Raw genomic sequence first — 25,414 nt, 5'->3', positions numbered from 1 at the left:
ACATGACGACGACTGCACCGACGATCGAGATCCCCGGCTACCGCGCTGGCACCTGGAACATCGACCCCACTCACAGCGAGGTCGGCTTCAGCATCCGCCACATCATGATCAGCAAGGTGAAGGGCAAGTTCGAGCGCTTCACCGCGACGTTCATCACCGCCGAGAACCCGCTCGACTCGAGCGTCACCGCCTCGGCTGAGGTCGCCTCCGTCACGACGAACGAGCCGAACCGCGACGCGCACCTGCGCACCGGCGACTTCTTCGACGCCGAGACCTACCCGACGATCGACTTCGTCTCGTCCGGCGTGCGCGTCGAGAAGGGCGACTTCAAGATCGACGGCGATCTCACGATCCGCGGCATCACGAAGCCGGTGACCTTCGACTTCGACTTCGGCGGCTTCGGCGGCGACCCCTACGGCAACTACAAGGGCGGCGCCACGGCGAAGGCCGTCATCAACCGCGAGGACTTCGGCCTGCAGTACAACGCGGCGCTCGAGACCGGCGGCGTGCTCCTCGGCGACCAGGTCACGATCACCCTCGAGCTGCAGGCTGCGCTCGAGCAGTAGTCAGCGCCGAGCGCTGGTTCACGAAGGGTCGGATGCCTCGGTATCCGGCCCTTCGTCGTCGGTTCACGTGGTCGTGATCTCGCCGAGCTCGGTCGACCAGAATGCCGCCCATCGCTCGAATGCGGGGCGGAATCCGCTCACCGCCGGTCGGCCGCGGAACCGAGTCACCTCGATCGACGTCGTGCCGCGGCGCTCGGGCGCACGGCGCCAGGTGCCGACGACCTCGCCGGCCGCAACGAGGATCGGCAGGAAGAGGCCGTTCTTGCCGGGCACGACGCGCAGCGCGTCGGTGTCGGAGCAGAACGCCGAGCGGTCGCCGTAGCCGAGGAAGTACTCGTCGAACGGGGCGAGCACGTGGCGGCCCGACGGCTCGGCCGATGACGACACGGCCGGCATCGATGGAGCATCGGCGGCGACGAAGCGCTCGTCGTCGAACGGGACCACGGCCTCGCCCGCCGCCGCCTGCGCGATGCGCGCCTGCGTGAGCGTGATTCCGGTCCACCACGCGAAGTCGCGCACCGTGACCGGCCCGTGGCCGCGTACGTACCCGGTGAAGAGACGCCCGAGGATCTCGTCGGTGTCTTCGGGCTCGTCGGGCCGGCGCGGCGACCACTCGTCGAGCAGCACGAAGCGCTGCCTCGCGCGGGTCTCGACCGGGCCGCAGCAGAGGAGCCCTTCGTTCGCGAGGCGCCAGATGAGGTGGTAGCCGCGCTGCCCGGCGGTGTCGATGCCCGCTGCCGCCCACGCCGTCTGCAGTTCGTCGCGCGTCGCGGCCCGCCCGCCCTCGAGTTCGTGCACCGCGACCCGGCGGGCGACGGCGTGCACCTCGTCGTCGAGGCCCTCGTCGCGGTGGGTCTTCGCCGCCCGCTGCATGAGCCGTGCAGCCGTGAGTCTCAGGATCGGCCGGAGCATCTCGGGAGCAACGAAGTGCAGGGTGCCGCGCATCGGCCATGAGCGCAGCAGCACGCGCTCGTCGATGGCCGCGTCGATCGTGGCCTCGGTCGCGCGCGGGACCCGGGCCCCGAGCACCCACTTCGCCGCCGCGAGGTCTTGCGCCTGCAGGCAGACCAGCCGCTCGACGGCTGCGGCGGGGGAGTCGAAGCCGCCGTCGAGACCCTGAGCAGCCAACCGGGCGGCACGCACCGTCGAGGTCGAGGCGCGCGAAGCATCCGTCGTCATGCTGCGAGTCTGCCGGAAGCCTGTGACATCCGCTCTCGCCTGCTTGCTTGCTCGCCGCCTCGCCCGGGCGGGATAGACTGGGAGGCTGTGCCGCTCGGCACGCAATCCCACCCCAGTTCCTTCGGAGGAATCCCGTGCTCGCCGTTCATGATCTCGAGATCCGCATCGGTGCGCGCGTGCTGATGGAGCACGTCGACTTCCGCGTCTCCAACGGTGACAAGATCGGCCTCGTCGGCCGCAACGGCGCCGGCAAGACCACCCTCACGAAGACGCTCGCGGGTGAGACGTTGCCGACCGGCGGCCGCATCGACCGCAGCGGTGAGATCGGCTACCTCCCGCAGGACCCGCGTTCGGGCGATCCCGAGATGCTGGCTCGCACCCGCATCCTCGATGCACGCGGACTCGGTCAGATCGCGCTCGGCATGCACGAGGCGAGCCTGAACATGGGCAGCGACGACCCCGAGGTCGCAGAGCGCGCCATGAAGAAGTACGGCAACCTCACCGACCGCTTCAACGCGCTCGGCGGATACGCCGCCGAAGCCGAGGCCGCCTCGATCGCCTCGAACCTGAACCTGCCCGACCGCATCCTCGACCAGCCGTTGAAGACCCTCTCGGGTGGTCAGCGACGTCGCATCGAGCTCGCCCGCATCCTGTTCTCCGACGCCGAGACGATGATCCTCGACGAGCCGACGAACCACCTCGACGCCGACTCCGTCGTCTGGCTCCGCGAGTTCCTGAAGAACTACCGCGGCGGCGTCATCGTGATCTCCCACGATGTCGTGCTCGTCGGCGAGGTCGTGAACCGCGTGTTCTACCTCGACGCGAACCGCTCGGCGATCGACATCTACAACATGGGCTGGAAGCACTACCAGCGTCAGCGCGCCGCCGACGAGGAGCGCCGCAAGAAGGAGCGGATGAACGCCGAGAAGAAGGCGGGGGTCCTGCAACTGCAGGCCGCCAAGTTCGGCGCCAAGGCCTCCAAGGCCGCCGCGGCGCACCAGATGGTCGCCCGCGCCGAGAAGCTCCTCGCCGGACTCGAGGAGGTGCGCGCCGTCGACCGCGTCGCGAAGCTCCGCTTCCCGACGCCCGCTCCGTGCGGCCGTACGCCGATCACGGCCTCCGACCTTTCGAAGAGCTACGGCTCGCTCGAGATCTTCACCGCTGTCGACCTCGCGATCGATCGCGGTTCGAAGGTCGTCATCATCGGCCTGAACGGCGCCGGCAAGACGACGCTGCTCCGCATCCTCGCGGGCGTCGACGCGCCCGACACGGGTGTCGTCGAAGCGGGCCACGGCCTTCGCGTCGGCTACTACGCGCAGGAGCACGAGACGATCGACGTCAAGCGATCGGTGCTGCAGAACATGGTCAGCGCGTCGCCGAACCTCACCGAGACCGAGGCGCGCAAGGTGCTCGGCTCGTTCCTCTTCACGGGCGACGACGTGCACAAGCCCGCCGGCGTGCTCTCGGGCGGTGAGAAGACGCGTCTCGCGCTCGCGATGATCGTCGTCTCGGGGGCCAACGTGCTGCTCCTCGACGAACCGACCAACAACCTCGACCCCGCGAGCCGCGCCGAGATCCTCGACGCCCTCGCGCACTACGAGGGCTCGGTCGTGCTCGTCTCGCACGACCCCGGCGCCGTCGAGGCGCTGAACCCCGAGCGCGTGCTCATCATGCCCGACGGCACCGAAGACCACTGGAGCCGCGAGTACCAGGAGCTCATCGAGCTGGCCTAGCGCCGGTCGAGCACGCCGTCCTCGAGGTCGGAGTCGGCGTCCCGCCGCTTCACCCTCGTCTTGCGGGCTGCGCGAGTCGCGGCATCCGTCGAACCGGATGTCTCGGCGAGCACCTTGCGCTCCTGGTTCGCGGCCCAGGCGAGCCCGACGAAGCCCATGAGTGCGAAGACGTACCACTGCAGCGCGTACGAGAGATGCGGACCCTCGTCGCGTTCGGGCCGTGCCGCCGCCAGCGGCGGTTCGTCGGCGTCGGCGCCCGTCTGCACGAGCACGCCGTAGGCGGCGGTGTAGCTCGGCTCGCCGACGCGCTCGGCGAGCTCTTCGAGGTCGATCGTCGCGAACTCGGCACCCGTCGACGTGCGGCCGTCGATGCGCCCTTCGCCGGCCTTCAACCGAGCCTCGATCTCGACGTGCCCGCTCGGCGGCGGCGGCACATCGCTCGGGCGGCCCTCGGAGTTCTGCGCGATCCATCCGCGATCGACCATGAACACGGTGCCGTCGTCGACGCGGAACGGGGTGATGACCTGGAACCCCGAGCTGCCCTCGAACGGGCGATTGCGCACGACGACCTCGTCGTCGGTCAGGTACTCGCCCGAGAGGGCTACGACCTGCCAGCGCTGATCGATGTCGAAGGCGTCGGGATCGGGCAGCGCCTCACCGACCGGCATGGCGGCGGCATCGTAGTTCGCGTCGATGCGGGCGACCTCGGCGAGCGCCTCGGTGCGTCGGTTGAACTGCCAGGCGCCGAGCGCCGAGCAGACGATCGCGAAGACGACCGTGAGCAGCAGATAGCCCGCCCATCGCCGATGCAGCAGGAATCGCCAGTCGTTCACTCGTCGTCTCCGTCTGCGGAGTCGGCCCGCGGTTCGTGGATGTCTGCGAAGGCGGCGACCGAGACAGGGAACGACCGCGCCTCGAGGAACCCGCGCAGGTAGTCGACATGCTCGTCGCAGGCCAGCCAGGTCTTGCTGCGGTCGCCGGTGTGGATGCGCGGGTTGCGCCAGTCGATGCGCCAGGTCGCCGGCTCACGGCATTGCGCGCGCGAGCAGGTGCCGTGGTCGGGCGACGCGCCCAGTCCACCGATCATGCGGCGCCGCGTTCGTCATCGCGGGCCGAGTCGTCGTCGGAGTGTTCGCGGGTCGGCTCGTCGTGCGGTGCGGCGCCAGCCGGGCCGGGCGTACCGCCGGCAGCAGGTGGGGGAGTGCGGCGCATGAGACCGCCGGGACGAAGCACCGCGCGTTGACGGCCGGAGCCCTGCACGTTCGCGAGCACCACGGCGAAGTACGGAAGGAAGATCGCACCCGCTGCGAACACCGCGAGCCACCAGCCCCGTGCGAAGAGCAGGCCGATGACGCAGAGCACGCGGATCGACATCGCGATCGAGTACTTGATCATGCGCGCCCGCCGCTCCACTTCGGGCGAGGGCGGCAGCGTGGTGATCGACTGCTGCTGCATCATGGTGGTCGCCGTGGTCCTGCGGCGCTCCTCTTGCTTCAAGCCTACGTCCGACCGCGGGCGACGGATGCCCCGAATACAGGAGCCTCTAAGCTGAAACGGGCCGATCGGCCCGAGGCCAGAAGGAGAAGTACGCATGACGACGAGCCGCACCGTTCTCGTGACCGGTGGCAACCGGGGAATCGGTTTCGCGATCGCCCGCGAGTTCATCGCCCAGGGTCACCGTGTGGCCGTGACCGCCCGCTCGGGCGAGGGGCCCGAAGGCTCGCTCACCGTTCGGGCCGACGTCACCGACGCGGCATCCGTCGACGCCGCCTTCACCGAGATCGAAGCCGCCCTCGGCCCGGTCGAGGTCGTCGTGGCGAACGCCGGCATCACGCGCGACACGCTGCTGCTGCGCATGAGCGAAGACGACTTCACGAGCGTCGTCGACACCAACCTGACGGGCGCATTCCGCATCGTCAAGCGCGCATCGAAGGGAATGCTGAAGGCCCGGTTCGGCCGCATCGTGCTCATCTCGAGTGTCGTCGGCCTCTACGGATCGGCCGGCCAGGTCAACTACTCCGCGTCGAAGGCGGGGCTCGTCGGCATGGCCCGCTCGCTCACCCGCGAGCTCGGCGCCCGCAACATCACCGCCAACGTCGTGGCGCCCGGATTCATCGAGACCGACATGACCGACGAACTGCCCGAGGCGCAGCAGGCCGAGTACAAGAAGAACATTCCGCTCGGCCGGTTCGCCGCGCCCGACGAGGTCGCGAAGGTCGTCGCCTGGCTCGCGGGGGACGATGCCGCGTATATCTCGGGCGCCGTCATCCCGGTCGACGGCGGACTCGGCATGGGGCACTAGGCCGTTCGGTCTCAGCGATCGATGCGCGTCACCTGGTACGTGGTGTCGGGCGTGGGCGGCGTGCCGAATCGGGCGTTCGGCAGGAACAGGCTGTCGGCGTAGGCGGCGACCGTGGTCGGCACCTGGAACTCGGGACTCGTGAGCTGGTCGACGAGCATGCCGCTCGTGCCCGCCGCGTCGAGGTCGATGACGGCGACGGTGTTCAGCCGGTTCTGCACGACGTAGAGCGTGCGTCCGGACACGAGCAGTCCATCGCCGGCGGTCAGGGCGATGCCGCCGAGGTCGACCGCGGTGGCATCACCCGTTGCGGGGTCGACACGGAAGAGCGTTCCGGTGGCCGACTGGATGACGAGCAACGCCTGCCGGTCGGGCGTCTGGGCGATGCCGTTGGCGTTGAAGCCGGGCTGCTGCATCCAGTCGCCGGTCAGTGGCAGCGTCTCGACCTCGTCGGCCTCGGGCAGCGCGCCCGATGGGGCGAGGGGGAGCCGGTAGAGCCGGGCCTGTTGACTGTCGGTGAACCACGCGCCCGACCGGGTCAGCACGACATCGTTCACGAACGACGGATCGGTCGTCAGCTGGTAGCTCGCGAGCAACTCGCCCGTCTCGGTGTCGATGACTCGGGCGGAGCCAGACGGCCCGCCGGCGACGAAGAGACGGCCGCGGTGGTCGACCTTCAGGCCGACTGAGGGGGTTCCAGGCCCTTGCGCGATGATCTCGCCCTCGCCGGACCGCACATCGGCGGCGTAGATGTCGCCGTCGGCGAGCGAACCGGTGTACGCAGTGCCATGGGCGTCGATCGCGATGCCCTCGGGCTGGAACCCGTTCGGCAGTGCGATGCGGTCGACGAGGGAGCCGGTCGAATCGGTCGAGCCCGAGGAGTCTGCCGAGCTGGTCGAGCCCGGCGGCGACATTGCGATGCCGGAGGCCTGCGAGGCGGTTGCTGCGAGGAGGGCGGTCAGGGCTGCGGTCGCGAACAGACGCGCGACATTGCGACTGGTCATGCGGGCATCGTACGCCGGTGCTGGCGGTGCCTTCGGGGTTCGGAGCGGACTCCCAGACGCGTCAGAACGCGCTGCCGAGCCAGAGGCCGAGGGCGGCCGCGGCCACCGAGAGCACGAGCATCAGCACGCCGCTGACGAGCGAGGCGGCGAGTCGACGCTGTCGGATGAGCTGCACGGACTCGTAGCTTGCGGTGCTGAAGGTCGTGTAGCCCCCGAGGAAGCCGGTTCCGAGCACGACCGCGAGCTCTGGCGGCAGCAGGTTCGACAGTGCCGCGCCGATGACGACCCCGAGCGCGAACGAGCCCGAGACGTTGACCACCGTCGTCGCCCAGGGGAACGCGGTGCGGATTCGCGATCGGATGAGCCCGTCGACGACGAAGCGCACGCCGGCGCCGAGGCCGCCGGCGACGACGACAACGATGAAGAGGGGGAGCGTCATGCGGCCCCGCCGCCCTGACGGGAGCGTCCGCCAGTACCGCTGAATCGGAGTCCGACGACGATGCCGCCCCACGTGGCAAATGCCCCGATCAGCAACGTGCCGAGGGCGTAGAGGATCGAGGCGGCGACGGCACCGTTCGCCACCAGGGCGACCGTGTCGCTCGCGAGCGCGCTGTACGTGGTGAAGCCGCCGCAGAAGCCGGTTCCGACGAGCAGTCGCAGCTGAATGGCGGATGCGTCGTCCTGCTCGCGGTGCGTGAGCGCGGCGTACAGGCAGCCCAGCACGAACGCGCCGACCACGTTGACGATCGCGATCGCGATCGGCACCCCATCGACGGCGGGAATCGTCAGGGCGAGCCCGGCGCGAGCGGCGGAGCCGGCCATGCCGCCCGCCACGACGAGGGCGATCGCGGTCCAACGAAGGTGCGGGGGCCGTGCACCCGTCACGAGGCGGTTCCGTGGCGGGGTTCCGTTGCCTGCTGCGAGGCGTGCCGCGACGCGGGAACGACGACGACCGGTCGCGCTTGGCGGTGTGCGAGCTGCGCACCCACGGAACGGTTGAAGAACTCGCGGAGACTCCCGCCGAACGAATGCTCGTGAGCGCCCACCACGATCATGGCGGCGTCGAGGGTCTCCCCGAGGTGCCCGAGCGCGCCGGCGACGTCGCCGACGAGCGCGAGCGTGCGCCACGGCACCTCGGCCGTCGCGAGTGCGCGATGCAGCGATTCGGCGAGCGATTCGTCGAACACCGCTTCGCGATCGTCGACGAAGTCGGGGTCGAGGGAGGCGCTCTCCACGGTTCCGTCGGCCGCCTCCTCGACGAGATACCGGGCCGGGTTGACGTAGGCGCAGACGAGCTCGGCTCTGAACCTGCTGGCGAAGAGCACGGCCTGCTGCACCACCTCGGCCGGCTGGCCGGGCACCACGCCGACGATCACCGGATGCGCCGAGCCACCACCCTCGACCTCAGCCATGCCGCGATGCTACGCCGCGGCGCGTGCGAGGGTCAACGAACGGCACCCGCAGCTCACCCGCGCAGGCCGAGGGCCACGAGCACCGGTGAGAGGTCGGGGCGATCGATCACGAGGTCGGCCTGCGCCCGCACGATCGGCTTCGCGCAGAAGGCGATGCCGAGCGCGGCACGATCGAGCATCTGCAGGTCGTTCGCCCCGTCGCCCACCGCCACGGTGCGAGCGAGCGGGATGCCACTGGCATCCGCCCACTCGGCGAGCGCGGTCGCCTTCGCGGCGGCGTCGACGATCGGTCCGTCGACCAGGCCGGTGAGTCGCCCGTCGACCGTGCCGAGCCGATTCGCACGGCAGAAGTCGAGCCCGAGGCGCTCGGCGAGCGGGTCGAGCAGCTCGTGGAAGCCGCCGGAGACCACGCCGATGCGCCCGCCGGCGGCGTGCACGCCGTCGATGAGCTCCTGCACACCCGGGGTGGGGGTCATCCGCTCGCGTGCGGCGGCGAGCACCGCGACCTCGAGTCCTGCGAGGGTGGCGACCCGCTCGCGCAGGCTCTCGGCGAAGTCGAGTTCGCCGCGCATGGCGCGCTCGGTGACCGCGGCGACGTGTTCGAGCGTGCCGGCGGCTTCGGCCAGCAGCTCGATCGCCTCCTCGCGGATGAGGGTCGAGTCGGCGTCGAGCACGACGAGGGGGCCGCTCGCGCGGCCGGTGGAGCGGGCGCTCACGCGGCGGCCCGGACGCGCGAGCCCTTGCCCACGACGGTGATGCCGCTGTCGGTCACGATGAAGCCTCTCGCGACGTCTTCGGCACGGTCGACGCCGATGCGGGCGCCCGCCTCGACGATGACCTCCTTGTCGAGGATCGCCCGTTGCACGGTCGCACGCGCATCGATGCGCGCGCGGTCGAAGAGGATCGAGTCGGAGACGTGCGCGCCCGAGCCGACCTTCGCCCACGGCCCGATGACGCTGCGTTCGACGTGCGCGCCCGAGATGACCGAACCGAGCGACACGATCGAATCGATGACGGTGCCGAGGGTGCCGCGAGCGTCGCGGGTGAACTTCGCCGGTGGCGAGTTCAGCTGCTGGCTGAAGATCGGCCACTCCCGGTTGTAGAGGTTGAAGACCGGCAGCACCGAGATGAGGTCTTGGTGCGCCTCGAAGAACGAGTCGATGGTTCCGACGTCGCGCCAGTAGTACCGGTCGCGATCGGTCGAGCCCGGCACCTCGTTGTTCTGCAGGTCGTAGACGCCCGCCGCACCCTGCGCCACGAACGCCGGGATGATGTCGCCGCCCATGTCGTGGCTCGAGTCCGTGCGTTCTCCGTCGCGCAGCACGGCGTCGATGAGGGCGTCGGCGTTGAACACGTAGTTGCCCATCGAGGCCAAGACCTCGCCGGGGGAGTCGGGGAGCCCGACCGGGTCGGTGGGCTTCTCGAGGAACCGGTGGATGTGCCGGGGATTCGCGGCGTCGACCTCGATGACGCCGAACTGGTCGGCGAGCCCGATCGGCTGCCGGATGGCGGCGACGGTTGCGGCAGCGCCCGACTCGATGTGCGCGTCGATCATCTGGCTGAAGTCCATGCGGTACACGTGGTCGGCGCCGACGACGACGATGATGTCGGGCTGTTCGTCGTAGATCAGGTTGAGGCTCTGCAGGATCGCGTCGGCCGACCCCGAGAACCAGCGCTTGCCGAGACGCTGCTGCGCGGGTACGGAGGCCACGTACGAGTTCAGGAGACCGCTCATGCGCCACGTCTGCGACACGTGCCGGTCGAGGCTGTGCGACTTGTACTGCGTGAGCACGACGATCTGCCGCAGCCCCGAGTTCAGCAGGTTCGAGAGTGCGAAATCGATCAGGCGGTACTGCCCGCCGAAGGGCACCGCCGGCTTCGCTCGGTCTTCTGTCAGGGGCATGAGTCGCTTGCCCTCGCCGCCGGCGAGGACGATGCCGAATACCTTGCGCGTCGCCATGCCCCAACTGTAGTCAGCGCGAGGCATCCGCGGGCCGTGAAGTCGGGGCGTGACGGATGCCGCTGCGCTACGTTTGCAGCATGCGCGTCGACCTGCTCACCCGCGAGTACCCACCCGAGGTCTACGGCGGTGCCGGTGTGCACGTCGCCGAACTCGTTCGAGCCCTGCGTTCGAGCATCGATGTGCGGGTGCGATGCTTCGGCGCGCCGCGCGACGAACCGGGCACGTTCGGCTACCCGACTCCGCCCGAGTTCACGGCGGCGAACCCCGCGCTCGGCACCATGGGCGTCGACCTGCTCATGGCGGGCGACGCGGCCGGAGCCGATCTCGTGCACTCGCACACCTGGTACGCGAACTTCGCCGGGTTCACGGCGAAGCGCCTGCACGGGGTGCCGCACGTCGTGACAGCGCACAGCCTCGAACCGCTACGGCCCTGGAAGGCCGAGCAGCTCGGTGGCGGCTACCGCCTCTCGTCGTGGGTCGAGCGCGCCGCCTTCGAAGACGCCGATGCGGTGATCGCGGTGAGCGAGGGCATGCGCCGCGACATTCTGCGCTCCTATCCCTCCATCGACCCGAGCCGGGTCGAGGTCGTCTACAACGGCATCGACCTCGAGGACTGGGCTCCGCATCACGCTCCCGACCTCGTGCGTTCGCTCGGCGTCGACCCCGATCGGCCGTCGGTGATCTTCGTGGGCCGCATCACCCGACAGAAGGGCCTGCCCTACCTGCTGCGGGCGGCGCGGCTCCTGCCCGATGACGTGCAGCTCGTGCTCTGCGCGGGCGCGCCCGACACCGAGCAGATCATGGCGGAGGTCACGGCGCTCGTCGACGAACTCCGCACCGAACGCGACGGCGTCGTCTGGATCGATCGGCACCTGCCTCGCGCCGAGCTCTCGGCCCTGCTCACCGCCGCCACCACCTTCGTCTGCCCGTCGGTCTACGAGCCGCTCGGCATCGTGAACCTCGAGGCGATGGCCTGCGGCGCCCCCGTCGTCGGCACCGCGACGGGCGGCATTCCCGAGGTCGTCGCCGACGGCGTCACCGGGGTGCTCGTGCCGATCGAGCAGCTCGACGACGGCACCGGCACGCCCGTCGACCCCGATCGCTTCGTCGCCGATCTCGCTGCGGCGCTCACCGCCGTCGTGAGCGATCCGGTGCGTGCAGCCGAGATGGGCGCCGCCGGTCGCCGCCGCGCCGAGACCGACTTCGGCTGGGCCGCGATCGCCGAACGCACGCTCGAACTCTACGGTCGCGTGCTCGCTCGGTGAACCGCGTCGACGCGCTCGGCGCGCCTCGGCGTGCCGAGCGAGCCCCGCGCTGCCGATAGCATGGGACGCATGGCGAGCACGGTTCTGCAGTTCCACGATGTGTCGGTGGTCCGCGATGGCAACACGATCCTCGACTCGGTCAACTGGAGCGTCGCCTCCGACGAGCGCTGGGTCATCCTCGGGCCGAACGGCGCGGGCAAGACGACGCTGCTGCAGATCGCGGCCGCGGCGATGCACCCGACGTCGGGCAAGGCCGATGTGCTGCAGGAGGCCCTCGGCAAGGTCGACGTCTTCGAGCTGCGCCCCATGATCGGCTTCGCGTCGACCGCGATGGCGCGCAAGATCCCGCGCAACGAGACCGTCATCGACGTCGTGCTCACCGCGGCGTACTCGGTCACCGGCCGTTGGAACGAGGAGTACGAGGCGATCGACCTGCGTCGCGCGCAGCGAGTGCTCTCGGAGTGGGGCCTCGAGGGCTTCGCCGACCGCCGCTTCGGCAGCCTCTCCGACGGCGAGCAGAAGCGCGTGCAGATCGCCCGCTCGGTCATGACCGACCCCGAACTGCTGCTGCTCGACGAGCCGGCCGCGAGCCTCGACCTCGGTGCTCGCGAAGAGCTCGTCGCGCTGCTCGGCGGCTACGCCGCGTCGTCGGCCTCTCCCGCGATCGTGATGGTCACCCACCACGTCGAAGAGATCCCCGTCGGCTTCACGCACGCCCTGCTGCTGCAGAAGGGTGGCATCGTCACGGCGGGTCCGCTCGCGGAGTCGCTCACGGCCGAGAACCTCTCGAAGACCTTCGGCATGACGATCGAGCTGACCGAAACCGACGGCCGGTACGCGGCGCGCGCCGTGTGACCGCATCCCGCTGTCGATTCTGCTAAGATCGATAGCTGGCCCGTGGGCCACCTTTTCTTCCCTGCGCACCCGCAGGTTTCGTAATCCACCGTCCGAATGCTTCACCAGCTGAAATCCAAGGAAGTCTCCATGAAGACCGACATCCACCCCGAGTACAACGCAATCGTCTTCCGCGACCTCGCTTCGGGCGCCACGTTCCTCACCCGCTCGACGGCGAAGAGCGACAAGACGATCGAGCTCGACGGTGAGACCTACCCGGTCATCGACGTCGAGATCTCGTCGGAGTCGCACCCGTTCTACACGGGCAAGCAGCGCATCATGGACTCGGCCGGTCGCGTCGAGAAGTTCAACCAGCGCTTCAAGGGCTTCGGCGCGTAAGCACTGTCGTACCGCGAAGGCCCCGCCATCGGCGGGGCCTTCGTCGTACCCCGGCACGGCGGCAGAGACCGCCTGCGGCGTGCTCGGCGCCTCCGACCCAGTGCCTCCGACCCGGTGCCTCTGACTCAGCGCACCGGCCAGGCGCCTGACGTCGTGAACTCGGGCTCGCCGTTCTTGCGGCGCCACGCCTGGTAGCTCTCGGCCTGCTCGCGGCTCCAGTCGACCTGGCGGGCGTGCAGCTCGGCGACGGCGGTCGCGGCGAGCTCAGGGTAGGTGCGGGCGATGGCCTGGGCGACGCGGCCTGCTGCCACGGCGTCGGCACCGGCATCATGGGCGTCTTCGAGCACGACCCCGTAGTGCTCGGCGGTCGCGGAGAGCGTGCGCTTGCCGCGCCGGTACTTGTCGACGGCCTTGTCGATGACGAGGGGGTCGATGATCGGCCCGGGGCCGGGAAGACGGTCGTGACCGTAGCGCTCGGCCTCCCGTTCGAGCACGGTCAGGTCGTAGGCGGCGTTGTACGCGACGATCGGCAGGCCCCGCGCCGCGGCATCCGCCAGGGCGCCGATGATCTCGGCGACGGCGACCACTGCGGCCTGACCTTCGAGCCGAGCCCGTTCGGTGCTGACGCCGTGGATGAGGGACGCTGCAGTGGGAATCTCGACGCCGGGGTCGACGAGCCACTCGCGCCGCTCGAGCACCTCGCCCGAGGCGCCGAGCACTCCGACGTGCGCGGTCACGATGCGGCAGGTATCGACGTCGATGCCCGTCGTCTCGAGGTCGAAGACGGCGAGTGTGTCGGCCCAGTGGCCACCCAGAAGATCCATGCCGTCAGGCTATGGTCGGCCACCGTCATCGGGGCCGCGCGAGGGCGCGTGTCGGCGGCATCCGCTGCTCTGCTGCTCTCGATAGGGCTCAGCCGTTGCCCCGCGTCGAACCATAGAATGGCAATGATGATCACCTCTCCCTACGCCGAGCAGCTCGCTCGCATCCCCGTGCGAGCGCACCGCGTCGACGTCGACGGCACCGAGACGGTCTGGTGGGAGTACGGCGAAGCGGATGCCCCGGTGCTCGTGCTCGTGCACGGTTTCCGCGGCGACCACCACGGCCTCGAACCGGTCGTCGCCCAGCTGCCCGGCTTCCGCATCGTCTCGCCCGACCTGCCTGGCTTCGGCGAGTCCGCGACCTTCGCAGGCCGCCCGCACGACATCGAGGCGTACGCCGCCTGGCTCGGCGCGTTCATCGACGCCGTCGGCATCACGGGGCCGTACACCCTGCTCGGCCACTCGTTCGGCTCGATCGTCTCGTCGGCCGCGGTCGCAGGGGGCCTCTCGCCCGAGCGCCTCGTGCTCGTCAACCCGATCGGTGCGCCGGCCCTCGAAGGTCCGCGCGGCATCATGACCCGGCTCGCGGTCTTCTACTACCGCACTGCTGCGGCTCTGCCCGAGCGCGCCGGCTTCGCCCTGCTGCGCAACGGCGCCATCGTGCGCGTCATGAGCGTGACGATGGCCAAGACCCGGTCGAAGCCGCTCCGCCGCTTCATCCACGACCAGCACGACCGGTATTTCTCGGCGTTCGGCGACCGCGACGCCGTGCTCGAGGCATTCCGGGCCTCCGTCAGCAACGACGTGAGCCAGTACGCCGCCGACATCACAGTGCCGACGCTCCTCGTCGCCGCCGAGCACGACCAGATCACGCCGCTCTCGGCGCAGCACCGGCTCGTCACGCTCTTCCCCGATGCAACCCTCGAGGTGATCCCCGAGGTCGGCCACCTCATCCATTACGAGACGCCCGGCGACGCCGCATCCCGCATCCTGACGTTCCTCGGCGCCGGGGCGCGCGCGTGAGGATCGTCGTCGACTGCCGCTACACCCGCATCGGGCAGCACGACGGCATCAGCCGGTTCACGGCGGGCATCGTGACGGAGCTCGGCAAGCGGCATCCGCTCACCATGCTCGTGAGCGATCACCGCCAGCTCGACATGCTGCCTGATCTGCCGTGGCAGCTCGTGAGTTCGCCGACGAGCATCCGCGAGCCGCTCGTCGCCCTGCAGGTGAAGAAGCTGCGGCCCGACGTCGTCTTCACGCCCATGCAGACGATGGGCTCGTGGGGGCGCGACTACAAGCTGCTGTTGACCCTGCACGACCTGATCTACTACGAGAACCGCACGCCGCCGCGCGACCTGCCGGCGCCCGTGCGGCTGCTCTGGCGGCTCTACCACCTCGCCTGGTGGCCGCAGCGCATGTTGCTGAACCGCGCCGACCAGGTCGTGACGGTCTCCGAGACGACGGCCGGGCTCATTCACGAGCACCACCTGACCGACCGGCCCGTCACCGTCGTGCCGAACGCGGCCGACGACCTCGGCGCTCCCGACCTGCCGCGCACGCGGCCCGAGGGGCATCGACTCGTGTACATGGGCTCGTACATGCCGTACAAGAACGTCGACACGCTCGTGCGGGCCGTGGCGGCCCTGCCCGATCACGAACTGCACCTGCTCAGCCGCATCAGCGACGACGAACGGTCGCGGCTCACTCGACTGGCACCGCAGGCGCGGCTCGTCTTCCACAACGGCGTTTCGGATGCCGCGTACGCCGAGCTGCTCGCGAACGCGACCGCACTCGTGCACGCGTCGAAGGCCGAGGGCTTCGGCATTCCGCTCGTCGAGGCGATGCGCCTCGGTACGCCCGTCGTCGTCAGCGACATCCCGATCTTCCGCGAGATCGGCGGCGACGCGGCCGTGTACTTCGACCCCGAGAACCCCGAGTCGCTCGTCGCCGCCCTGTGGTCCCTCGAGCGCGCGGGGGAGTGGGAGCGGCGCTCCGAGGCATCCGTCGGCGTGGCGGCCCGGTACAACTGGGCGGCGTCGGCCGAGCGCCTGCTCGCCCTCATGCAGTCGACGGTGATCGGCAATGGGCGACGTCGTCGCCGCGCCGGCTGAGACCCCGCGACGCGTCGTTGCCTACGGGTCGGTGCCCGTGAGTGCTTCGGGCTCGACGAGCGAGAGCTCGCCGGCTTCGAAGCGAACGAGGTGCACAGAGCCGTTGGCGACCGCGTAGCCGGCGGCCGGGAGCGTCCAGTCGCTGAGGTGCAGCATGAGCGAGCGGATCACGTCGCCGTGCGTGACGACCACGACGTTGCCGCCCGGGTGGGATGCGGCGATCTCTTCGAGCGCGCCAGTCGCCCGCGCGATCGCCGATGAGCGCGGTTCGAGCCCCTCGATCGTCGTGACCTGCGCCTCGACGGCGGCGCGGGCGCTCGCGTGATCGAGTCCCTCGAGCACGCCGTGCGCGCGCTCGGCCAGCGCCGGGCGGATCGTGGGCGCGGGCAGATCGAGTTCGCGCGCGATGATCTCCGCGGTCTCGGCGGCGCGCGAGAGCTGACTGGCGTAGACCGCGTGCCACTCGTCGTCGGCCGCGAGCCACGTCGCCGTGCGCACGGCCTGCGCCCGACCCGTGTCGTTCAGCGGGATATCGGTCATGCCCTGGAGGCGTCGCTGGCGGTTCCATTCGGTCTCGCCGTGCCGGACCAGGGCGATGAGCACCGAGTCGGTGCGGGTGTCGTCGGTGGCGGCATCCGTCATGTCAGCACTCTTGCAGATCGACCGCGCCGTCACGAATCGAGGGCGTCGGCGATCGCCACGAGCGTCTCGCTCGCGCCGGCGTCGACCTTCACCGCGGCACGGCCGTCGCCCTTCGTGACGCCGCGGTTGACGATGACGATCGGCAACCGCTTGCGCCGGGCCTGCTCGAGGAGACGCATGCCCGAATTCACGACGAGCGACGAACCCGCCACGAGCAGCACGTCGGCGCCCTGCACGAGGGAGGCCGCCGCCTGGAAACGGTCGGTGGGCACGAACTCGCCGAAGAAGACGACATCGGGCTTCAGGATGCCGCCGCAGACGGTGCACGCGGGGATCACCATCGCGTCGACGTCGTCGACCTCGACGTCTCCATCAGGGGCCGGGCGGATCGCGGTCGCGAGGTCGATGTCGGGGTTCAGCGCCTCGAGCCGGGCGGCCATCGCCTGGCGGGCGTAGTGCTGGCCGCATGTGAGGCACAGCACCCGGTCCATGCTGCCGTGCAGCTCGATGACGTGCCGGTTGCCCGCGCGGCGGTGCAGGCCGTCGACGTTCTGCGTGATCACGCCGCTGACGACGCCGCGTGCCTCGAGATCGGCGAGGGCGAGGTGCCCGCGGTTCGGCACGGCGCTGCTGAAGCTGCGCCAGCCGAGGTGGCTGCCGGCCCAGTAGCGCTTGCGGGCGCGTTCGGAGGCGAGGAAGGTCTGCACCGTCATCGGCGTGCGCACGGGAGCGCCCTCCCCTCGATAGTCGGGGATGCCCGAATCGGTGCTGACGCCCGCGCCGGTGAGCACCGCGACGCGCGCATCGCGGAGCAGTTCGATCGCCGCGGCGAGCTGCGCTTCGGCCACGACCGGAGCCTCGATACCAGTGCTCACGCGAGCCTCCCTTCGCCTGGTTCCCGAGTCTAGACGCGTCCGTTTTCCGGAATGTTTCGTGCACTGGCAGGCTGGGGGTGAGGAGACCCATGCACATCGAACGAGTCCGCGACGCGGCATCCGATGCGGTGGCCGATTACGCCCGGCTCACCGACGTCGCGCTGCGCAGCGTCCACGAGCCCGAACAGGGCCTCTACATCGCCGAGTCCGCGAAGGTCATCCGCCGGGCGATCGCCGCGGGCCACCGCCCGCGGTCGGTGCTCATGGAGGAGAAATGGCTCGTGGGTCTCGAACCGGTGCTCGCGCCGTTCGACATCCCGGTGCACCTCGCCGACCCCGACCAGCTCGAGGCCATCACCGGCTACCGCGTGCATCGGGGGGCGCTCGCGGCCTTCGAGCGACCGGAGCTCGTCGACCCGGCGCAACTCTTGGCCGGCGCTCGGCGCGTCGTCGTGCTCGAAGACATCGTCGACCACACGAACGTCGGAGCCATCTTCAGAAGCGTCGCCGCCCTCGGCGCCGACGCGGTGCTCGTGAGCCCGCGCTGCGCGGACCCGCTCTACCGACGGAGCGTTCGGGTGAGCATGGGCACCGTGTTCCAGGTGCCGTGGACCCGGCTGCCCGAGTGGCCCGAGGCCGCCGAGCTGCTGCACGACGCCGGATTCACGATCGCAGCTCTCGCCCTCGCCGACGACGCCGTCTCGCTGCCCAAGCTCGCCGCCGCCGCGCCCGAACGCCTCGCGCTCGTCTTCGGCGCCGAGGGCGACGGCCTCAGCCGCACGGCGCTCGAGTCGGCCGACTCGGTCGTGACGATCCCCATGCGCCACGGCGTCGACTCGCTGAACGTCGCGGCAGCCGCGGCCGTGGTGCTCTACGCGGTCGCCCTCCCCGAAGGAGGCGCAGTATGACCGAGGTCGGCTTGCAGGCGACCGACGCGACCGCGGCGACTGACGCGAAGGCGGCGAAGGCACGGGTGTACCGTCGTCGTCGCATCATCGTGTTCAGCGTGCTCGCGATCGTCATCGCGCTCATCACGACGGGCGGCGTCTACACGGCGAACGCGCTCGGCGCAGCCGTGCCCGCGGCTGCCCCGCAGATCACCGACCCCGAGCCGATCGCGGCGGCTCCGCAGCCGCTCGCGCTGCCCGGCTTCGGCGGCTACGCCGTCGGCGCCGTCGGGTTCGAGGGGCTCATGGCTGCCGGCAACGAGTCGACGCCCATGCCGATGGCGAGCATCACGAAGGTCATCACCGCGCTGACCGTGCTCGCCGAGTACCCGATCGCAGAGGGTGAGAGCGGCCCCGACATCGAGTACACCGATGCCGACGTCGACATCTACTGGGACATGGCCGCCCAGAACGGCTCCGTCGCCCCCGTCGAGGCGGGTGCGACGCTGAGCCTCAAAGAGAGCCTTGCGGCACTCCTGATCCCGTCGGGCAACAACTACGGCATCTCCATTTCGAACTGGGCCTTCGGCTCCGAGGGCGCACTCGTCGAGAAGGCGAACGCCTGGCTCGCCGCCAACGGACTCGCGAACACGCACGTCGTCGACTCGAGCGGCATGTCAGACGACAACGTCGGGACCGCGGCCGACATGGTGCTCCTCGGCGAGATCGCGCTGCGCGACCCGACGGTCGCGGTGATCGTCGCATCCAAGAGCGTCGAGATCCCCGAACTCGGCGTGCTCGAGAACTCGAACAAGCTGCTCGGCACGCACGGCGTCGACGGCATGAAGACCGGCACCACCGACGACGCGGCGAACCTGCTCTTCACGGCCGACTACGCCGTGGGCTCGTCGACGGTGACGGTGGTCGGGGTGCTGCTCGGCGGCGAGACCCACGCGGTGCTCGATGAGGCCATCGCCGCGCTGCTCGACTCCGTCGCCCCGGGCTTCCACGAGGTCGCACCGCTCGAGGCGAACCAGGTCTTCGCCGAGTACTCGACGCCATGGGGCGAGACCGCGCGGGCTCGAGCGACGCAGGGCGCGACGCTGGTCGTCTGGAGCGACACGCCCGTCGACGTCGAGGTGCAGGTCGAGCCGGTGACGCTCGCCGAGCGCGGCGAGCAGGTCGGCACCGCGATCGTGCGCGCCGGCGCGCAGGAGATCAGCGTGCCGCTCGTGCTCGACGCCGCGATCGTCGACCCCGGGGCATGGTGGCGCCTCTCGAATCCGGGCGCGCTCGGCTGAGCCCGCTCGTCGCGGCCCCTCGCAGCGAACGACCTCGGACTATTCGGGCGACGCGTAGGGTGCGGCATCCGGTCGCTTGGCGCTGATGAGATCGCCCGACGACTGATGACGGATGCGTCGCACCACCCACGGCACGAGGTACTCCCTCGCCCAGGAGAGGTCTTCGACACGCGCCTGGCGCCACGTGCTCGATGGCAGCGGCTCGGGGCGCAGCGGCTCGAGGTCGTTCGCGACGTTGAGGGCGTCGAGCACCATGCGTGCCACCGTGTGGTGGCCGAGCGAGTTCAGGTGCAGTCGGTCGGGCGCCCACATGCGCTGGTCCTGGATGGCGGTGAGCGCCCACTGGTCGGCGACGATCAGGTCGTACTTCGCAGCGATCGTGCGCAGGTTCTCGTTGTAGATCGCGACCTTGCCGCGGATGCCGCGGAACACGGGGGAGAAGCCGACGTCGACGCCCGTGAAGATGACGATCGTCGCGTGGTCGCGAGACAGGCGCTCGATCGCGTACTCGAAGCGCGCCGCGATCTCGTCGGGATCGGTGCGCGGGCGGATGACGTCGTTGCCGCCGGCCGAGATCGTGATGAGGTCGGGGCGCAGCGCGAGCGCCGGCTCGATCTGCTCGTCGATGATCTGCTGGATGAGCTTGCCGCGCACGGCGAGGTTCGCGTACGCGAAGTCCTCAGTGCCCAGCGCGAGCTGTTCGGCGACCCGGTCGGCCCAGCCGCGGTGCCCGCCAGGCGCATTCGGCTCGGGGTCGCCGATGCCCTCGGTGAAGGAGTCGCCGAGGGCGACGTAGCGCGACCAGGGATGCTGCTGGGAGACCATTCCTCCATTGTGCCAAGTCGATCCGGGTTCGGCGTCGATCCCGGTGCGGGGCCGATGCGCTCCCGATCCCGGTTCGGGGATGTCGGGCGCCTCCGCTACGCTCGGATCCAGTGAGTACCGCGATCCCTTTCGGCCCCCAACCGGGCACGTCAGCCGCCGAGCACCTCTCACCATCGTTCCCCGAACGCGCAGCGTGGGGCACGGCTTCGAAGCTCCGGGCGTGGCAGGCCGACGCCCTCGAGCAGTACCTCGCAGAGCTGCCGCGCGACTTCCTCGCCGCTGCGACGCCGGGCGCCGGCAAGACGACGTTCGCCCTCCGGCTCGCGGCCGAGCTGCGTGCTCGGCGCATCATCGACCGCATCACGGTCGTGGCGCCGACCGACCACCTGAAACGGCAGTGGGCGGATGCCGCGGCGCGGGCCGGCATCCGGCTCGACCCCGACTTCCGCAACGCCCACGGCCGCAGTTCGCGCCACTACCACGGTGTGGCGGTCACCTACGCGCAGGTCGCCATGCGGCCGGGGCTGCACCGCGACGTGACGCTCTCGGGCAAGACGCTCGTCATCCTCGACGAGGTGCACCACGGCGGCGATGCGCTCTCATGGGGCGACGCGATCCGCGAGGCGTTCGAGCGCGCCGAGAAGCGGCTCTCGCTGACCGGCACGCCGTTCCGCTCCGACACCGCGCCGATCCCGTTCGTGCAGTACGTGCCCGACGCCCAGGGCGTGCGGCTCTCGAAGTCCGACTACAACTACGGCTACGGGCGGGCCCTCGCCGACGGCGTCGTTCGCCCCGTGATCTTCATGGTCTACGCCGGCCACATGCGCTGGCGCACGAAGGCCGGCGACGAGATGGAGGCGAAGCTCGGCGAAGACAACACCAAAGACATCACCTCCTCGGCGTGGCGCACGGCGCTCGAGCCGAGCGGCGAGTGGATCCCCGCGGTGCTTGCGGCCGCTGATCGCCGGCTGACCGAGGTGCGCCACGGCATCCCCGACGCGGGCGGCCTCGTGATCGCGACCGACCAGACCGTCGCGCGCGCCTACGCGCAGATCCTCGAGCAGATCTGCGGTGAGAAGGTGACGATCGTGCTCTCCGACGAGAAGGAGGCGAGCTCGCGCATCGAGGAGTTCTCGGCGAGCACCAGCCGGTGGATGGTCGCCGTGCGCATGGTGTCCGAGGGCGTCGACGTGCCGCGCCTCGCGGTCGGCGTCTACGCGACGAGCGCCTCGACGCCGCTCTTCTTCGCGCAGGCGATCGGCCGCTTCGTGCGGGCTCGTCGCCGCGGCGAGACGGCCTCGGTGTTCCTCCCGAACGTGCCCGGCCTCATGGCGCTCGCCTCCCAGCTCGAGCTCGAACGCGATCACGCCCTCGACCGCCGAGGCGGTGAGGCCGACGACGACGGCCTCGACGACAGCCTGCTCGAGTCGGCCAACCGCGAGGAGCGCGCCTCCGAAGAGGAGCTGGGGCTCGGCACCTGGGAGGCGCTCGGGTCGGATGCCTCGTTCGACCGCGTGCTCTACGACGGCACCGAGTTCGGCACGCTCGCCGAGCCCGGCAGCGACGAGGAGTACGACTTCATCGGCATTCCCGGCATCCTCGAGCCCGAACAGGTCTCCGAACTGCTGCGGCACCGGCAGGCCCGCCAGGCCCGGCGTGCGGGGGAGCGGCGCAAGCACGTGGTGGCCGACGAGAACCCCGAGCCGGTCGCGCTCTTCCGCACGCTGAAAGAGCAGCGTTCCTTGCTCAACAGCCTCGTCGGGCTCTGGGCCCGGCACACCGGCGAGCCGCACTCGCAGGTGCACGGCGAACTCCGCCGCATCTGCGGCGGTCCGGCCGTCGCCCAGGCGACGGTGACGCAGTTGCAGGCGCGCATCGAGTTCCTGCGGAAGCGACTCGGCAGTCGCTGATGTGCCACTGACCGGGTGCTGACGGGCGTTGCGCACGGCTGCCGAGGGCGAGCGGTCGACGGATGCCTCGGTTCGCGGCATCCGGAGCAGGGCTAGCATCGCGGTATGGACCGCAGCTCTCGCGTGCTCGTCGTCGCCATCGTCGTCGCCTTCATCGCGTTCCTCGACGGCGCCGTCATCAATGTCGCCCTCCCCGCGATCGAGGCGGAACTCGGCGGCGGCCTCGCCCTGCAGCAGTGGGCGGTCGACGCCTACCTGCTCACGCTCGGCTCACTCATCCTGCTCGCCGGCTCGCTGTCGGACTCCTATGGGCGACTCCGCATCATCCGCATCGGGCTCTACGGCTTCGCGGCGACCTCCGTGCTCTGCGCCCTCGCGCCCGACGGGCTCGTCTTCGTCATCGGCCGTGGGCTGCAGGGCGCCGCCGGCGCCCTGCTGGTGCCGAGCTCGCTCGCGCTCATCATCGCGACCTTCCCGTCATCGGAACAGGGCAAGGCGATCGGTCGCTGGACGGCGTGGACGACCGTCGCGTTCCTCGTCGGGCCGCTGCTCGGCGGCGTGCTCGTCGACCTCGTGTCGTGGCGTCTCGTGTTCTGGATCAACCTGCTGCCGATCGCCGTCGCACTCGTGCTCATGCACGCGCTCGGCCGCGACGCCGCGAATCCCGCGAAGGAACGCATCGACTGGCTGGGTGCGGGGCTCGGAGTCGTCGGCCTCGGTGGCACGGTCTTCGCGCTCATCGAACAGGGCCGGTTCGGCTGGTCGTCGCCGGTCGTCTTCGTGCCGCTCATCGTCGGAGTCGTCGCGCTCGTCGTGTTCGTCTGGTGGGAGAACCGGGCGCCGCAGCCGATGCTGCCGCTCAGCCTCTTCCGCGCTCGCAACTTCGCGGCCGGCAACTTCGCGACGCTCTTCATCTACGCCGCGTTCTCGCTCGGCCCCTTCGCGATCACGATCTTCCTGCAGGAGTTCGCCGGGTTCTCGGCGACGCTCGCGGGATTCGCGACGCTGCCGCCGACCATCATGCTCGTCTTCCTCGGTTCCTGGTTCGGCGGCCTGTCGACCAGGTTCGGACCGCGCATCTTCATGACGCTCGGGCCGATCACCGCCGCCGTCGGCTACCTGCTCACGCTCACCGTCACGACCGAGGTGTCGTACTGGACGCAGCTCCTGCCCGGCATCATCGTGATGGGGCTCGGCATGGCGATGACCGTCGCGCCCCTCACAGCGGCGATCCTCGGGGCCGTCGACCCGGCACGCGCCGGCATCGGCTCGGCCGTCAACAATGCCGTCGCGCGCATCGCGGGGCTCGTCGCGATCGCCTCGATCGGCGTGATCGTCGGCACGCAGCTCGACGTGACCGGGTTCCACCGTGCCGCGATCGCGACGGCGGCCTTCCTCGTCGTCGGCGGCATCGTGTCATGGATCGGGATCCGGAACCCGGTGCGGACGACCACAGAGTCGTCGCCCGCACCGGCGCGCGACTGAGCCTGAGCCGCTCAGCGCGCTCCGGCCCTCGCCATCAGCGTGCGCTGAGGGCCTCCCGTGCGGAGGAGGCGCCGCCGCCGGCGCCATGGATGCCGCCGAGTTCGGCTGCTCGGTCGAGCGCGGCCATCAGGTCGTCGGTGAGGTCGTCGACGTGCTCGAGCCCGATCGCGAGGCGCACGATGCCAGCGCCGGGCTTCGCCTCGCCGGCGACGGGCCGGTGGGTCAGCGATGCGGGGTGCTGCACGAGGGAGTCGACGCCGCCGAGAGAGACGGCGTGCGTGACGAGCTCGCAGGACTCGGTGAATCTCGCGGCGGCCGCGTAGCCGCCGACGAGGTCGAGCGCGATGATCGATCCAGGCCCATCGAGCTGCCGGCCGATGAGGCCCGACGGGTCCTGGCCGGGCAGACCCGGGTAGTGCACGCTCGCGACGGCGGGATGGCTCTGCAGGCGCTCAGCGAGCACGGTCGCGGTGGCCTGCTGCGCACGAACGCGGAGCGGAAGGGTGCGGAGGCCGCGGTGCAGCAGGTATGCGCCCATCGGATGCAGCAGTCCGCCGGTCAGCGCACGAACCTGTCGAAGGCGCTCGACCCAGGCGCCGTCGGCTGCGACGACGCCGCCCATGACGTCGCCGTGGCCGCCGAGGTACTTGGTCGCACTGTGCAGCACGAGGGTCGCGCCGTGCTCGACCGGGCGCTGCAGCACCGGTGTCGCGAAGGTGTTGTCGACGAGCACGGGCACGTCGCCCACGGCATCCGCGATCGCCCTGATGTCGAGCAGTTCGAGGGTCGGGTTCGCGGGCGTCTCGATGACGACGAGACCGGTGTCGGGCCGGATGGCGCTCGCGATGCCGGCGGCGTCGGTCCAGGTGACCTCGGTGCCGAGCAGGCCGCTTGCGAGCACGTGGTCGGTGCCGCCGTAGAGGGGGCGCACTGCGACGATATGGGGGCGACCGGCGGAGGCTGTCGCGATGAGGGCGGCGGCGAGCGCCGCCATGCCGCTCGCGAACGCGACCGCGCCCTCGGTGCCCTCGAGCCCGGCGAGGGAATCCTCGAACCGTGCGACGCCGGGCTGCCAGAGTCGCTGGTAGACCGCCGATCGACCTTCGCCGAGGTCGTGACCCGTCGCGAGTTCCTCGTAGGAGGCACCGCCCGTCTCGACGTCTCCGAGCGGGTTGGTGGTGGAGAAGTCGATGACGGGCACATGGGATCCGCTCTCTCGAACGCCCGTCATTCCGCCGTGGACGGCGCGGGTCTCGAGGTGCGACGACGATGTCTGCATGGCTCGAATCAAGCAGAATCTGTGACGATCGGCAAACCCACGTGAAGGTTCGATGCGATACGCTCGATTTCTCGAATGTTCTGCAGTTTCGACCCCTGAGGAGACCACCGTGGCGCAGAAGCCCGAACTCGACCGCGTCGACCGGGCGCTGCTGCAGGCGCTCTCGACGAACGCACGCGCCTCGGGCGCCGCCCTCGCCGCCGAGGTCGGGGTCGCCGAGTCCACCGTATCGCTCCGGCTCCGGCGGCTGCAGGCGCTCGGCACGGTGCGCGGCTACCGGGTCGACGTCGACCTCGCCTCGCTCGGCGTCTCGCTGCAGGCGCTCATCGCGATTCGGCTCGTCAAGCACGACCGCAGCGAGATCGACGCATTCCGCCAAGCGGTGCCGCACCTGCCCGGCGTGATCGGCGTCTTCCACATGGCCGGCGCCGAGGACTACCTGATCCACGTCGCGGCGCGCGACGCGGAAGAGTTGCGCGAGTTCGTACTCGCCTACCTGACGGGCCACCCCGCCGTCGCGCACACGGAGACGAACCTCATCTTCGAGCACGCCGACGGCGACGGCTGGAACAAGCTCGTCGGCTGACTTCGGTTCGGCCGTCCGAAAAGCTGCCAATCCCG

28 protein-coding genes are annotated in these 25,414 nt (G+C 70.3%); 13 read left to right on the top strand and 15 right to left on the bottom strand.

Annotated elements, in window-relative coordinates:
- Positions 1-2: 2 nt before the first annotated feature.
- Positions 3-566: a YceI family protein gene (locus VPH61_RS08480; RefSeq protein WP_332063075.1), complete on the top strand. Its 564-nt coding sequence runs from the start codon at positions 3-5 to the stop codon at positions 564-566.
- A 63-nt stretch (positions 567-629) separates the two neighbouring features.
- Here the strand turns inward: VPH61_RS08480 and VPH61_RS08475 are convergent, their stop codons facing one another.
- Positions 630-1,745: a winged helix DNA-binding domain-containing protein gene (locus VPH61_RS08475; protein WP_332063074.1), complete on the bottom strand. Its 1,116-nt coding sequence runs from the start codon at positions 1,743-1,745 to the stop codon at positions 630-632.
- Positions 1,746-1,879: 134 nt separating this feature from the next.
- Here VPH61_RS08475 and VPH61_RS08470 point away from each other — a divergent pair, with 134 nt between their 5' ends.
- Complete coding sequence (locus tag VPH61_RS08470; RefSeq protein ID WP_332063073.1) at positions 1,880-3,478, top strand: ABC-F family ATP-binding cassette domain-containing protein; 1,599 nt, start codon at positions 1,880-1,882, stop codon at positions 3,476-3,478.
- On the opposite strand, the gene VPH61_RS08465 is transcribed toward VPH61_RS08470, so the two are convergent.
- The 3 genes from VPH61_RS08465 to VPH61_RS08455 are packed head-to-tail and all read right to left on the bottom strand — an operon-like array spanning position 3,475 to position 4,936.
- Positions 3,475-4,311, bottom strand: a complete 837-nt coding sequence (locus tag VPH61_RS08465) for an SURF1 family cytochrome oxidase biogenesis protein (RefSeq protein WP_332063072.1) — start codon at positions 4,309-4,311, stop codon at positions 3,475-3,477. The genes VPH61_RS08470 and VPH61_RS08465 overlap by 4 nt on opposite strands.
- A complete protein-coding gene (locus VPH61_RS08460) occupies positions 4,308-4,565 on the bottom strand; it encodes a hypothetical protein (RefSeq protein ID WP_332063071.1) in 258 nt (85 codons plus the stop codon). The genes VPH61_RS08465 and VPH61_RS08460 overlap by 4 nt, the downstream gene beginning before the upstream one ends.
- Positions 4,562-4,936 (bottom strand): DUF3099 domain-containing protein, encoded by a 375-nt coding sequence (locus VPH61_RS08455; protein WP_332063070.1) that lies wholly within the window; start codon positions 4,934-4,936, stop codon positions 4,562-4,564. Before VPH61_RS08455 ends, VPH61_RS08460 begins: the two co-directional genes overlap by 4 nt.
- A gap of 133 nt (positions 4,937-5,069) precedes the next feature.
- On the opposite strand from VPH61_RS08455, the gene VPH61_RS08450 reads away from it, so the two are divergent.
- Positions 5,070-5,780, top strand: a complete 711-nt coding sequence (locus VPH61_RS08450) for a beta-ketoacyl-ACP reductase (RefSeq protein WP_332063069.1) — start codon at positions 5,070-5,072, stop codon at positions 5,778-5,780.
- Positions 5,781-5,791: 11 nt separating this feature from the next.
- On the opposite strand, the gene VPH61_RS08445 is transcribed toward VPH61_RS08450, so the two are convergent.
- The 6 genes from VPH61_RS08445 to VPH61_RS08420 all read right to left on the bottom strand — a co-directional run bounded on the left by VPH61_RS08445 (position 5,792) and on the right by VPH61_RS08420 (position 10,153).
- Entirely contained in the window at positions 5,792-6,781 is a 990-nt protein-coding gene (locus tag VPH61_RS08445; RefSeq protein ID WP_332063068.1) for an SMP-30/gluconolactonase/LRE family protein, read from the bottom strand.
- 61 nt (positions 6,782-6,842) lie between these two features.
- Complete coding sequence (gene crcB / locus VPH61_RS08440) at positions 6,843-7,220, bottom strand: fluoride efflux transporter CrcB (protein WP_332063067.1); 378 nt, start codon at positions 7,218-7,220, stop codon at positions 6,843-6,845.
- Complete coding sequence (locus VPH61_RS08435; RefSeq protein ID WP_332063066.1) at positions 7,217-7,666, bottom strand: fluoride efflux transporter FluC; 450 nt, start codon at positions 7,664-7,666, stop codon at positions 7,217-7,219. Before VPH61_RS08435 ends, crcB begins: the two co-directional genes overlap by 4 nt.
- The gene (locus tag VPH61_RS08430) at positions 7,663-8,193 is read right to left on the bottom strand and encodes a universal stress protein (protein WP_332063065.1); all 531 of its coding nucleotides are present in this window, start codon (positions 8,191-8,193) and stop codon (positions 7,663-7,665) included. The genes VPH61_RS08435 and VPH61_RS08430 overlap by 4 nt, the downstream gene beginning before the upstream one ends.
- Before the next feature lie 53 nt (positions 8,194-8,246).
- Positions 8,247-8,909, bottom strand: a complete 663-nt coding sequence (gene serB, locus VPH61_RS08425) for a phosphoserine phosphatase SerB (protein ID WP_332063064.1) — start codon at positions 8,907-8,909, stop codon at positions 8,247-8,249.
- A complete protein-coding gene (locus tag VPH61_RS08420; RefSeq protein WP_332063063.1) occupies positions 8,906-10,153 on the bottom strand; it encodes a glucose-1-phosphate adenylyltransferase in 1,248 nt (415 codons plus the stop codon). The genes serB and VPH61_RS08420 overlap by 4 nt, the downstream gene beginning before the upstream one ends.
- A gap of 80 nt (positions 10,154-10,233) precedes the next feature.
- On the opposite strand from VPH61_RS08420, the gene glgA reads away from it, so the two are divergent.
- The 3 genes from glgA (at position 10,234) to VPH61_RS08405 (ending at position 12,654) form a co-directional block, all read left to right on the top strand.
- Positions 10,234-11,421, top strand: a complete 1,188-nt coding sequence (gene glgA / locus VPH61_RS08415) for a glycogen synthase (protein WP_332063062.1) — start codon at positions 10,234-10,236, stop codon at positions 11,419-11,421.
- A gap of 69 nt (positions 11,422-11,490) precedes the next feature.
- Complete coding sequence (locus tag VPH61_RS08410; protein WP_332063061.1) at positions 11,491-12,276, top strand: ABC transporter ATP-binding protein; 786 nt, start codon at positions 11,491-11,493, stop codon at positions 12,274-12,276.
- Between the two features lie 129 nt (positions 12,277-12,405).
- The gene (locus tag VPH61_RS08405) at positions 12,406-12,654 is read left to right on the top strand and encodes a type B 50S ribosomal protein L31 (protein ID WP_332063060.1); all 249 of its coding nucleotides are present in this window, start codon (positions 12,406-12,408) and stop codon (positions 12,652-12,654) included.
- A 125-nt stretch (positions 12,655-12,779) separates the two neighbouring features.
- Here the strand turns inward: VPH61_RS08405 and VPH61_RS08400 are convergent, their stop codons facing one another.
- Complete coding sequence (locus VPH61_RS08400; protein WP_332063059.1) at positions 12,780-13,478, bottom strand: exonuclease domain-containing protein; 699 nt, start codon at positions 13,476-13,478, stop codon at positions 12,780-12,782.
- A gap of 123 nt (positions 13,479-13,601) precedes the next feature.
- Here VPH61_RS08400 and VPH61_RS08395 point away from each other — a divergent pair, with 123 nt between their 5' ends.
- Together VPH61_RS08395 and VPH61_RS08390 are read left to right on the top strand one after the other, a co-directional pair.
- A complete protein-coding gene (locus VPH61_RS08395; protein WP_332063058.1) occupies positions 13,602-14,498 on the top strand; it encodes an alpha/beta fold hydrolase in 897 nt (298 codons plus the stop codon).
- Positions 14,495-15,589 carry a glycosyltransferase family 4 protein gene (locus VPH61_RS08390; protein ID WP_332063057.1) on the top strand — a complete coding sequence of 365 codons (1,095 nt, stop codon included), beginning with the start codon at positions 14,495-14,497 and terminating at the stop codon, positions 15,587-15,589. The genes VPH61_RS08395 and VPH61_RS08390 overlap by 4 nt, the downstream gene beginning before the upstream one ends.
- 21 nt (positions 15,590-15,610) lie before the next feature.
- Here VPH61_RS08390 and VPH61_RS08385 read toward each other — a convergent pair whose 3' ends face one another.
- The gene (locus tag VPH61_RS08385) at positions 15,611-16,231 is read right to left on the bottom strand and encodes a histidine phosphatase family protein (RefSeq protein ID WP_332063056.1); all 621 of its coding nucleotides are present in this window, start codon (positions 16,229-16,231) and stop codon (positions 15,611-15,613) included.
- A gap of 29 nt (positions 16,232-16,260) precedes the next feature.
- Positions 16,261-17,106 carry an NAD-dependent protein deacetylase gene (locus VPH61_RS08380; RefSeq protein WP_332063055.1) on the bottom strand — a complete coding sequence of 282 codons (846 nt, stop codon included), beginning with the start codon at positions 17,104-17,106 and terminating at the stop codon, positions 16,261-16,263.
- Positions 17,107-17,195: 89 nt separating this feature from the next.
- Between VPH61_RS08380 and VPH61_RS08375 the strand changes: the two genes are divergently transcribed.
- Together VPH61_RS08375 and VPH61_RS08370 are read left to right on the top strand one after the other, a co-directional pair.
- Positions 17,196-18,014: a TrmH family RNA methyltransferase gene (locus tag VPH61_RS08375; RefSeq protein ID WP_332063054.1), complete on the top strand. Its 819-nt coding sequence runs from the start codon at positions 17,196-17,198 to the stop codon at positions 18,012-18,014.
- The gene (locus VPH61_RS08370) at positions 18,011-19,294 is read left to right on the top strand and encodes a D-alanyl-D-alanine carboxypeptidase family protein (RefSeq protein WP_332063053.1); all 1,284 of its coding nucleotides are present in this window, start codon (positions 18,011-18,013) and stop codon (positions 19,292-19,294) included. The genes VPH61_RS08375 and VPH61_RS08370 overlap by 4 nt, the downstream gene beginning before the upstream one ends.
- 39 nt (positions 19,295-19,333) lie before the next feature.
- On the opposite strand, the gene VPH61_RS08365 is transcribed toward VPH61_RS08370, so the two are convergent.
- Positions 19,334-20,119 (bottom strand): SGNH/GDSL hydrolase family protein, encoded by a 786-nt coding sequence (locus VPH61_RS08365; RefSeq protein ID WP_332063052.1) that lies wholly within the window; start codon positions 20,117-20,119, stop codon positions 19,334-19,336.
- A 110-nt stretch (positions 20,120-20,229) separates the two neighbouring features.
- On the opposite strand from VPH61_RS08365, the gene VPH61_RS08360 reads away from it, so the two are divergent.
- Both VPH61_RS08360 and VPH61_RS08355 read left to right on the top strand, forming a co-directional pair.
- Positions 20,230-22,029, top strand: coding sequence for a DEAD/DEAH box helicase (locus VPH61_RS08360; RefSeq protein ID WP_332063051.1), 1,800 nt, complete (start codon positions 20,230-20,232; stop codon positions 22,027-22,029).
- A gap of 105 nt (positions 22,030-22,134) precedes the next feature.
- Positions 22,135-23,514, top strand: coding sequence for an MFS transporter (locus VPH61_RS08355; RefSeq protein ID WP_332063050.1), 1,380 nt, complete (start codon positions 22,135-22,137; stop codon positions 23,512-23,514).
- 34 nt (positions 23,515-23,548) lie between these two features.
- On the opposite strand, the gene VPH61_RS08350 is transcribed toward VPH61_RS08355, so the two are convergent.
- On the bottom strand, positions 23,549-24,793 hold the full coding sequence (locus tag VPH61_RS08350) for a trans-sulfuration enzyme family protein (RefSeq protein ID WP_332063049.1): 1,245 nt from the start codon (positions 24,791-24,793) through the stop codon (positions 23,549-23,551).
- Positions 24,794-24,902: 109 nt separating this feature from the next.
- Between VPH61_RS08350 and VPH61_RS08345 the strand changes: the two genes are divergently transcribed.
- The gene (locus tag VPH61_RS08345) at positions 24,903-25,379 is read left to right on the top strand and encodes an Lrp/AsnC family transcriptional regulator (protein WP_332063048.1); all 477 of its coding nucleotides are present in this window, start codon (positions 24,903-24,905) and stop codon (positions 25,377-25,379) included.
- Positions 25,380-25,414: the final 35 nt, after the last annotated feature.

Source organism: Agromyces sp. CCNWLW203, from assembly GCF_036576125.1.
Lineage (GTDB): Bacteria > Actinomycetota > Actinomycetes > Actinomycetales > Microbacteriaceae > Agromyces.
This window is presented reverse-complemented; position numbering and strand designations above follow the sequence as displayed.